Annotated in this window: 5 protein-coding genes; 1 reads left to right on the top strand and 4 read right to left on the bottom strand. The window is 74.7% G+C overall.

Features of this window, described 5'->3' with window-relative positions; all coding sequences use genetic code 11:
- Positions 1 to 504: 504 nt before the first annotated feature.
- Together NHH00_RS15185 and NHH00_RS15180 are read right to left on the bottom strand one after the other, a co-directional pair.
- The gene (locus NHH00_RS15185; RefSeq protein WP_253053619.1) at positions 505 to 2,334 is read right to left on the bottom strand and encodes a 5-oxoprolinase subunit B/C family protein; all 1,830 of its coding nucleotides are present in this window, start codon (positions 2,332 to 2,334) and stop codon (positions 505 to 507) included.
- Entirely contained in the window at positions 2,331 to 3,125 is a 795-nt protein-coding gene (locus tag NHH00_RS15180; RefSeq protein WP_253053617.1) for a LamB/YcsF family protein, read from the bottom strand. The genes NHH00_RS15185 and NHH00_RS15180 overlap by 4 nt, the downstream gene beginning before the upstream one ends.
- Positions 3,126 to 3,206: 81 nt before the next feature.
- Here NHH00_RS15180 and NHH00_RS15175 point away from each other — a divergent pair, with 81 nt between their 5' ends.
- Positions 3,207 to 3,812, top strand: coding sequence for a GNAT family N-acetyltransferase (locus tag NHH00_RS15175; RefSeq protein ID WP_253053615.1), 606 nt, complete (start codon positions 3,207 to 3,209; stop codon positions 3,810 to 3,812).
- Positions 3,813 to 3,893: 81 nt separating this feature from the next.
- Here NHH00_RS15175 and NHH00_RS15170 read toward each other — a convergent pair whose 3' ends face one another.
- Entirely contained in the window at positions 3,894 to 8,885 is a 4,992-nt protein-coding gene (locus NHH00_RS15170) for a ThuA domain-containing protein (protein WP_253053605.1), read from the bottom strand.
- Positions 8,886 to 9,086: 201 nt separating this feature from the next.
- A complete protein-coding gene (locus NHH00_RS15165) occupies positions 9,087 to 9,977 on the bottom strand; it encodes a hypothetical protein (protein WP_253053595.1) in 891 nt (296 codons plus the stop codon).
- Between the last annotated feature and the right edge of the window lie 60 nt (positions 9,978 to 10,037).

The raw sequence follows: 10,037 nt of genomic DNA, 5'->3' as shown, positions 1-10,037 counted from the left end.
GGTTCACAAAACTGGCATCAACACGAAAGATGACATCATCTTCCGAAATCAACCAAAGGAATCCCAGACACAACCAACCACCCCACCCGACGGGTGAAGACGATCAGCCATGCCACAGGGACAAAAATTGGCATTGACTAACAAGCACACTGTTGAGTTCTCAAACAACCGACACACACCAACTCAGCACCACCCGACCGGGCAGAACCTCGCTTGGGGCAACCCTTCAACCTTACCAGGCCCTCCCCGACTCCTCAACCCCGGCTGTTCGCCGTGGTCCAGTCGTCCTGGGACTTCCTCGCTGCGGGCAGGAGAACATCCTACGCCATGCGGTGGAAGGGTTTCGACCCCGGGACCAGCCACCCTCGATCATTCGAGGCGGTGTCTGTTCCTCCCTGTCGGGCCGACATCCAGAACATTACGCGGCCCGTCGCGCCAGGGTCAAGCCGGGTCCGGGTGACCCGGCACACACGCCGCGCACCCGTTCGTCGGTCCTGGTCCAGGTCAGCGCCTCGGCCCTCGCCCACGCGCCGCCGGCACCTCCGTCCGCGCGCCGCCCACCGGGCGTTGCGCACCAGGTCGCGCGCACCCGTCGTGCGCGCGTGGGCGTGCGTCCTCGTCAGTCCCCCGCGTCCCCCGGAGCACGACCCGGTCGCCCGGACGGAGCTGCGCCGCGCGGTCGACGTCCTCCTCGCGCAGCACCCCGATGACGGGGTACCCGCCGGTGACGGGACGGTCCGCCAGGAACACGACCGGCCGACCGTCGGGCGGGATCTGCACCGCCCCGCGGACGAGGCCTTCGGACGGGAGCTCGCCCGCCCGCCGCGGGACCGCCTGCCCGTCGAGGCGGATCGCGACGCGGTCGCTGTCCGCGCCCACGGTCCGCAGCGCCCGCAGCGCCTGCCACGCCCCGGGGAGGAACCAGTCGCCTCGCGGGCCGGGGAGCACCTCGAGCACGGCGCCCGCCCGCTCCCCCGGGCGCAGGACGCCCGGGACGTGCCGCACCGGCGCCACGTCGACCGGCAGCCACGAGCCCGGGGGCGGTGCTCCGACCCGCAGCACGTCCCCCGGGGCGAGCGGGTCCGGTCCGAGTCCGGACAGGAGGTCGCGGGACCGCGAGCCGAGCACCGCGTCCGCGACGATCCCGCCCCGGACCGCGACGTAGGTCCGTAGCCCCCGGGCAGCCTGACCGAGCCGCAGCACCGCCCCGTCGTTCACCCGCACGGGCGCGTTCATGCCCACGGGAACCCCGGCGACCGTGGCCGGGACCGCCGCCCCGGAGAGCGCGACGACCGCGCGGCCCCGGAACCGGAGCGCGAGCCCGCCGAGCGTGACCTCGAGGGCCGCGGCGCCCTGAGGGTTGCCGACGAGGCGGTTGGCGAGCCCGTGGGAGGTCCGGTCCGCCGCCCCCGACGGTCCGACGCCGACCGCGGCGAGGCCGGGCCGGCCGTCGTCCTCGACCAGGACGAGGGGACCCGTCGCGAGCACCTCGACGCCCGCACCCGCTCGGCTCGCTCCGTCCGGCGCGACCACCCGGTCCTCCCCCGCGGCCGCGGTCGCCGGCCCACCCCGCGTCTCGACCGGTGGCGCCGTGGGGACGGCGGGCGGCGGCTCACCCCGCGTCTCGACCGGCACCTCCTCCGGTGGCGACGCGGAGACGGCGGTCGGCGGCTCGCCGCTCGGCCCTGGGCGTCGGGGCGTGGCGCCTCCCCGCACGGGCACGAACCGGACGCGCGCTCCGGGTGCGACGAGCGCGGGCGGGTCGCGGTCGACGTCGAACATCCGTGCGCCGGTGCGGCCGAGCAGGCGCCACCCGCCCGGGGACTCGCCGGGATAGACGGCCGTGAGGTCGCCGGCGAGCGCGACGGACCCCGCGGGGACGCGCGTGCGCGGCGTCGCGAGGCGCGGCGCCGCGATGACGGGATCGACGCCCACGAGGTACGTGAAGCCCGGCGCGAAGCCGCCGAACGCGGCCTCGTACTCGCGCCCGGAGTGCCGGGCGACGACCTCCTCGGTGCTCACCCCCGCCCAGCGGGCGACGTCGTCCAGGTCGGGGCCGTCGTAGCGCACCGGGATCTCCACCACGGGACCGGCGGCCGGAGGCTCGTCGTCCGACGACGCGCGGAGCAGCGCCTCCTGGACCCAGGCGCGGGCACGGGCGACGTCACCGCGCGCCGCGCACCGGACCAGGACGGTCCGCGCGGCCGGGACCACGTCCACGATCCCGGGCGGCACGTCGGCCGCGAGCGCCCGGTGCAGCGACCGCACGGCCGCCAGGTCGGGCAGGTCGACGAGCAGCGCGGTCTCACCGAACCCGTGGACGGCGCCCGTCACGGCGCGGTGCCCTCGCCCGCACCCGGCCGGGCGTCGGCGAAGGGCCGCAGTTCAACGCCCGCACCCTGGAGGGCGGCGCGGACGGCGCCCAGGAGCCCGACGGCGCCCGGCGTGTCGGAGTGGACGCACACCGAGTCGGCCTCCACGCGCAGGGGCGCGCCGTCCGCGGCGAGCACCGTGCCCGACGTGGCGAGCTCGACGACGCGCCGGGCGACCTGCTCGGCGTCGTGCACGACGGCGCCCGGCAGGCCGCGCGGGACCAGCTCGCCCGTGGGGAGGTAGGCCCGGTCGGCGAACGCCTCGCGCACCGTGGGGAGCCCGGCCGCGTCGGCGAGGCGCAGCACCGCGGAGCCGGGGAGGCCGACCACGGGGAGGGCGGGGTCGTAGGCGCGGACGGCGTCGACGACCGCGCGCGCCTGCGCCTCGTGGTGGACGATCGCGTTGTAGAGCGCCCCGTGCGGCTTGACGTAGCGCACCCGGTCCCCCGCGAGCCGCGCGAAGCCGTCGAGCGCGGCGAGCTGGTAGAGGACGTCATCGGCGAGCTCGGCCGGGCCGACCTCCATGAAGCGCCGCCCGAAGCCCGCGAGGTCGCGGTAGCTCACGTGCGCGCCGACGCGCACGCCGCGCGCGACGGCGTCCCGCGTCACGCTCCGCATCGTCGCCGGGTCGCCCGCGTGGAACCCGCAGGCGACGTTCGCGCTGGTCACGAGGCCGAGCAGGGCCTGGTCGTCGGCGAGGGTCCAGCGGCCGAAGCCCTCGCCGAGGTCGGCGTTGAGGTCGATGCGCGTCACGCGTCCATCATGCACGGAGGCGCCGCCGCGCGGGCGGGTGCGGGACCCGCCCGCCCGGCTCGCGGGCGTAGATTCGCAGGCATGCCCGACGACCTGACCACCGCCCCGGCCGCCGTCCGCGTGCGCCGCGCGACGACCGCCGACGCACCCGCGCTCGCCGGGCTCGCCGCCCTGACCTTCCCGCTCGCGTGCCCGCCCGGTACGTCGCCCGAGGCGATCGCCGAGCACGTCGCGACCCAGCTCTCGCCCGAACGGTTCCGCGGGTGGGCCGCGAGCGCCGCGCACGCGCTCCTCCTCGTCGAGCCGGTGCCCGACGACGTCACGGACGACGTCCCCGACGCGCACGACGACCCGGGCCTCCTCGGGTACGCGCTCCTCGTCCGCGGCGAGCCGGACGACCCGGACGTCGCGGCGGCCGTCGGGCCCGGCGAGGCGGTCGAGCTCTCGAAGATCTACGTGCGCCCCGGCGCCCAGGGCACGGGCGTGGCGGGCGTGCTCATGACCGCGGCGACCGACGCGGCCGCTCGGCTCGGTCCCGGCCTGCGCGTCTGGCTCGGCACGAACGGTCTCAACGCTCGGGCGCAGGCGTTCTACCGCAAGCACCGCTTCGACGTCGTCGGCGGGCGCACCTACGTGGTCGGCGGCGAGAGGCACACCGACGTGGTCATGGCGCTCCCCCGCGCCTGACGCGGCGCGACGTCCCGCGCGACCGAGGGCCGGTCGGGGACGTCCCCGACCGGCCCTCGGCCTGCTGCGCGAGCTGCCGCGTCAGCCGCAGCTCGCGGCGTCGTACGCGAGATCGGCCGCGAACGTGCGGCCGTCGCCCGTCGCCGCGACGCCCACGACGCCCGCCTCGACGGACGTCGCCCGGGCGGCGAACGACTGGTACGCCGAGGCGCCCGGCCGGACGGCCGTGAACGCCTTGGTGCCGAACGGCGTCGTCAGCGTGACGTCGATCGGGACGCCGTCGGCGTTCGTCGCGCGCACCGCGACGTACGCCTTGCCGGCGAGGCACCGGACCTGGACCTCGGTCGTGACGTCGAGCGGCTGCTCGACCACCTCGCCCACGAGGACGAAGTCCTCGAACGCGACGACCGTGGGCTGGGTCTGGTTCTTGCCGAGCGCGAACGGCCCGACCCCGATCCCGTCGAGCTGGTCGTTCGTCACGGCCGCGAGCTCGGTCCACTGCTCGCCGTCGAGCGACCACGAGCCGACGAACGTGTCGCCGGACCGGGCGAGACGCACGTGGTACGTCCCGTCCGCCTCGCGCGGCAGCGAGCCGACGCCGGGCTGCGGCTGCAGCACGACGTCGCCCTTCTCGCTGCGGACCTCGAAGCCGACCGTCCCGGCGGTGCCGCCGTTGTGGATCACGCCGACCTTCACGTAGTTGGCCTGGTCCTTGTAGACCATGAGGCCGCCCTGGTGGTAGTTCTGCGTGAGGTCGGCGCGCACCGTCGTCTCGACGGTCCACTCGTCGCCCGTCACGACCTTCGAGCGGACGATGTTGGGCACGGTGGAGTTCGTCGCGCCGTACACGTCGTCGTCGGTCGTGGTGAGCTGCAGCGCGCCGTCCGCGACGGCGAGCCGCGACGGGTCGGCGTCGACGACGTACCAGCGGCACGGGTCGAGGCCGAGGCCGGACCCGCTGCCGTCGAACGTGTCGCTCGCGGTGACGTCCTCGCACACGGGGACGCCGCTGCCGTCGACCTCGCGCACGTGGTCGAACGCGACGTCGATCTGGTTCGCGCCCGCGCTCTTGCCGAGCGCGAACACGCCGACGCCCGCGTCGCCGAGCCCCGCGTGCGTGACCGCGCGCGTGGTCGGGACCCAGGTCTGCCCGTTGTCGAGCGAGAACGACCCGGTGAACGAGTCGCCGTCGCGCGACAGGCGCAGCAGGTACTCGCCGTAGACGGGCTTCGCGACGTCGAGGACGTCGCCGTTCGTGGACTGCACAACGTCGCCGATCTCGCTGCGGAGCTCGACGCGCAGGCCACCGGGGTGCTGGACCACGGCGAGCTTGACGTAGTCGGACTCCGACGCGCGGACGATGAGGCCGCCCTGCTGGTACTGGTTCGCGAACGCGGCCGTCATCTTCGTCTCGACCGTCCAGGAGTCGCCCGGCTGGTCGGTCGTGATGATGTTCGGCACGCGCTGGTTGCCGGTTCCGGCGAAGTCGGCGTCGGTCGTGCGCACGACCCACTTCCCGTCGCGCACCTGGGCGAGGTCGGGGCGGAGGTCCACGACGTCCCAGCGGCAGCCGTCGAGCGCCTCGCCCTCGAACTCGTCCGCGGGCCCGCGCTGCGGGTCCGGCTCGGTGCACTCGAGCGTGCCGTACACGGAGACCGCGACGGTCCCGGTCGCGCGCGCGCCCGACGGGTCGCTCACGGTGACCGTGGCCGTGTAGCTCCCGGCCTCGGCGTAGGTGTGCTGCGCCGTCGCGCCCGTCGCCGTGCCGCCGTCGCCGAACTCCCACGCGTACGTGAGCGCGTCGTCGTCGGCGTCGGTGGCCTGCGCGGCGAACGCGACGTCGAGCGGCGCGTCGCCCGTGGCGGGCGTCGCCGTCACGGAGCCGACCACCGGGGCCACGTTGTTCGCCGCGCCCCGGCCCGTGAAGGTGACGGAGTCGACGTCGAACATGTCGCCCGTCGCCCCCGTCGTCGAGCGCGCGACGAAGTAGAGCGTGCGCGTGCCGCCCGGGTCGGTGACCGGGACCGCCTGTGCGCGCGCCGGCGTCTCCCAGCTCCCGGTCGGCGACAGCGTGAGCGTCGCGAGGAGCGGGCCGTCCACGGCACCGTCCCGCACGTCGAGCACGCCGCCGGAGCCGCCCGAGCTGTACCGCGCGGAGATCGCGTCGATGCCCGCGAGGTTCATCCGGTCGAACGCGAACCAGTCGCCGGCCGCGATGTACCCGAGCTGCTTGCCGCCCTCGGAGACGTCCTTCGCGACGACCTGGACGCCCTGGCTGTCGGTGAAGTACTCGGCCTGCTTGGTGCGCGTGTGCAGGACGGCCTCGTCGTCGGACGCGAGCGCGGGCACGCCGTCGGCGCCCCCGCCGTCGGTGTACGTCGCGTTGACGACGCCGAAGATGTTCGCGTCGAGGCCGTGCCCCTCGTCCTTGGCGGTCGTGAGGACGCCCTCGCAGCCCGTGGCGCTGGACAACGGGTGGCCGTGGTTGTCGTGGCCGAGGATGTACTCGACGACGACCCGGCTGCAGTCGACCTGCGCGCCGTCCTCGGCGTCGGTGACCGTGACCCGGAACGGGACCTGGTCGCCGAAGTCGAAGAACTGGCCGTCGGCCGGGAGCTCGAGCGTCACCTCGGGCGCGGTGTTGCCCACGGTGATGGTCGTGGTCGCCACGCCCTGCTTGCCGTCGGCGTCGGTGACGGTGAGCCGCACCTCGTGCTGGCCGTTCTCCGTGAACGTCCGCGAGACCTGGGCGTCGGTGGCGTCGGTCTCGCCGTCAGCGTCGAGGTCCCAGGCGTACGTGAACTCCTTGCCGTCCGGGTGCGAGGACCCGGTGCCGTCGAACGACACGACGAGCGGCGCCTGGCCGTTCGTCGGCGTCGCGTCGATCTGCGCGACCGGCGAGCGGCCGCCGCGCACGTAGTCGATCCGGTAGACGGCCGAGAGCGCGTCGCCCCCGAAGTAGCCGCCGCCGTAGTCGAGCACGTAGAGCGAGCCGTCCGGGCCGAACTCGAGGTTCATCGGCCGGCGCAGGTCCATGAACTCCAGCGCCGGCACGAAGCCCGCGGGGCTGCCGTCCTCGTTCCGGATCGCCTCCTTGATCCACGCGCGGTCCCACTCGTAGAGCAGCGGCTTGCCGTCGTAGTACGCGGGGAACTTGGTCTCGGACTCGAGCGCGGGGTCGTAGTCGTAGACGACGGCGCCCATCGGGGACTCGCCGCCCGTCCCGAACGCGGGCACGGACCCGCCGTCGTACGGCTGCCACGCCGGCACGGCGGGCGGGAGGTCGACGAGGCCCGTGTTGTGCGGGCTCGTGTTCTTGGGTGCCGCGCAGTCGAACTTCGGCCCGGAGACCTTCGTCTCGAAGTCGTAGTCGTTGTACGCGAGGTTGTCGCCGATGCAGTACGGCCAGCCGTAGTTGCCCGCCTCGGAGATGACGTTGAACTCGACCGTCCCGCCAGGGCCGCGGTTCGCGTTCGCGCCGCCCGCGTCGGGGCCGTAGTCGCCGAGGTGGACCTCGCCGGTCGCCTTGTCGACCGCGAAGCGGAACGGGTTGCGGAAGCCCATCGCGTAGATCTCCGGCCGGGTCTTGCCGGCCTCGTACTCGCCCTCGGGGAAGAGGTTGCCCTCGGGGACCGTGTACGACCCGTCCTCGGCGACGGTGATGCGCAGGAGCTTGCCCCGCAGGTCGTTCGTGTTGCCCGAGCTGCGGCGGGCGTCGAACGCCGGGTTGCGGGTCGCCCGCTCGTCGATCGGCGCGTAGCCGTCCGACGCGAACGGGTTCGTGTCGTCACCGGTCGACAGGTAGAGGTTGCCCTCGGCGTCGAAGTCGATCTCGCCGCCCGCGTGGCAGCACAGCCCGCGGTCGGCCGGGACCTCGAGGATCTTCTGCTCGCTCGCGAGGTCCAGCAGGTTCTGCTCCGTGAGCCGGAACCGCGAGAGCTGGTTGTACCCCTCGAACGCCTCGAACGCGGCCGGGTCGGCCGACGTCTCGGGCGCGTCGCCCGGCGGCGTGTCGAGCTTGGGCGCGTAGTAGAGGTAGACCCAGCGGTTCTCGGCGAAGCCCGGGTCGATCGCGACGCCCTGGAGGCCGTCCTCGTCGTGCGTGTACACGGGGACGGTGCCCGCGAGCGCCGTCGTCGCGTCCGCCGTCGTGTACCAGACGCGCCCGTCGCGCGAGGTGTGCAGGACGTCGCCGTCCGGCAGGACGGCCATCGCGATGGGCTCGCCCGTCTTGGCCGCGCCCTTGGCGAGCGTCACCTGCTCGAACGAGGCGTCGACCGTCGCGCCGCAGTCGGCGTCGACGGCCCCCGCGGCGGTCTGGATGCCGCCGAGCAGGTGCTGGACGAACGCCGGGTCGGTGTACGACTCGTCGGTGTGGCCGCCGCCCGTGTACCAGGACCGGCCGCCGCCGTACTCCTGGCACCACGCGATCGGGTGGTCGGCGCCCATGGCGCCCGACCCCGGCGAGTACGAGGACTCGTCGAGGCTCGCGAGCACGTGGACCTGGCCGCGCGGGTTCTCGCGGTAGTTGTACCACTCGTCGTACCGGTCCCAGGCCGCCGGGAGGTGGGCGGTCGAGGGGTGCTCGTCGTCGGCGACGACGACCGTCGCGTCCTGGTTCTGGGGGTGGCTGTTGAAGTACGCCCCGACGAGCTCGCCGTACCAGGGCCAGTCGTACTCGGTGTCGGACGCCGCGTGGACGCCGGCGTACCCGCCGCCGGCGGCGATGTACCGCTCGAACGCGCCCTGCTGCTCGTCGTTCAGGACGTCGCCCGTGGTGGACAGCCAGACGACGGCGTCGTACTGGGCGAGGTTCGCGTCCGTGAAGGCTCCCGCGTCCTCGGTCGGGGTCACGGCGAAGTGGTGCTCGGTGCCGAGCTGCTGGATCGCCGCGATGCCCGCGGGGATCGAGCCGTGCCGGAACGCTGCGGTCTTGCTGAAGACCATGACGGAGAACTCGTCGTGCGCGGCGGCGGGGGCCGCCGTCGCGAGGGTGAGCGCCGGCGCGACGAGGGCCGCGGCGGTGACCGCCGCGACCCCCTGGCGCCGACCCCTCGAAGGTCGTGCTGTCACTTCTCCTCCTTGAGAACTGATCGGTGCGGCTCGGCGACGTCGCCGTGCCGCTGGTCGTGCTCCCCTTCCTCGTGGTGCGTCGTGCTCCGCGCGTCGTCGTGCGGAGCGCTGGGGTCAGGTCCCGGTCGGGCTCGGCCTGCACCCCGGAGGGCGCCCGACCGGGAGGTCGGTGGGGCGGCCCGTCCGTGGGGCCGCCGTGGGTCAGTGGTCGTGGTCCTCGTGCGCGTCCTCGTCCGCGGAACCGCCCTCGTGCCCGAGGTCCATGCCGCCGTCGAGCGAGTCGTCCGGGTGCACGGGCAGGAACACGTGGACGTGCCCCTGTCCCCCGGCGGTCGAGCGGAGGTCGAGCTGGATCGCGGCGAGGCCCCACGCGTCGACGGCGCGGGTGCGCAGCTCGCCGGCGAGGGTGTAGAGGTCCGCGGCGGTGGTCGGGTCGCTCGCGTCCGCGGCGGCCGCGAGGCCGACCGCGTCGAGCGTGTCGCCGACGAGCCGGAGCGAGGTGAGCATCCCGTTGCGGACGATGTTGTGCTCGGAGGAGCCGCTCTGGAGCGACTCGGTCTCGGCCACGAGGCCGTCGACGGTCGCGCGCCAGTCCGCGATCTCGGCGGGGTCCGCGGGGACGGCGGTCGAGCCGTCGACGGGGAGCACCGCGTGCAGCCCGTGCAGGACGGGGACGAGCTCGGCCTGCACGTGCTCGGCGTGCTCGATCGACGCGACGAGGTTGTCGGCGTCGCGCTCCTCCTCGGCGGCCTCGAGCTCGGCGACGCGCGCGGGGTCGACGGCGAAGCCCTCGTCGGTCGCGGCCGGCGCCTGACGGGTCAGCACCACGACGAGTGCGACCACCACCGCGACGACGGCGAGCGCGGCGAGCACCAGGAGCACCCGGCGCCAGGGGTCGAGACCCGCGAACCACCGGCGCGCGCGGACGCGCGCCGGCGGCCGGGGCTCGGGGCGGCCGGCACCGCCCCGGTCGGCGGGGCGGGAGCGGGCGGGCGTCGTCGTCGGGCCACCCGTGCGGCCGGAGCCCGTGCGGGCGTCCCTCGCCGCCGGCGTCCGGGTCGCGGACGTCCGTCCTGCGGTGCGCTGTGCCACCTGTCGCTCCTGTCCCTGGGTCGTCCCGCTCGGTGTGCGCCGGCCCGGCCGCGGGGCCGG

This window comes from Cellulosimicrobium cellulans (assembly GCF_024124905.1).
Taxonomy (GTDB): domain Bacteria; phylum Actinomycetota; class Actinomycetes; order Actinomycetales; family Cellulomonadaceae; genus Cellulosimicrobium; species Cellulosimicrobium cellulans_G.
The sequence above is the reverse complement of the archived record's forward strand: the minus strand, read 5'-3'. Positions and strand labels throughout refer to the sequence as shown.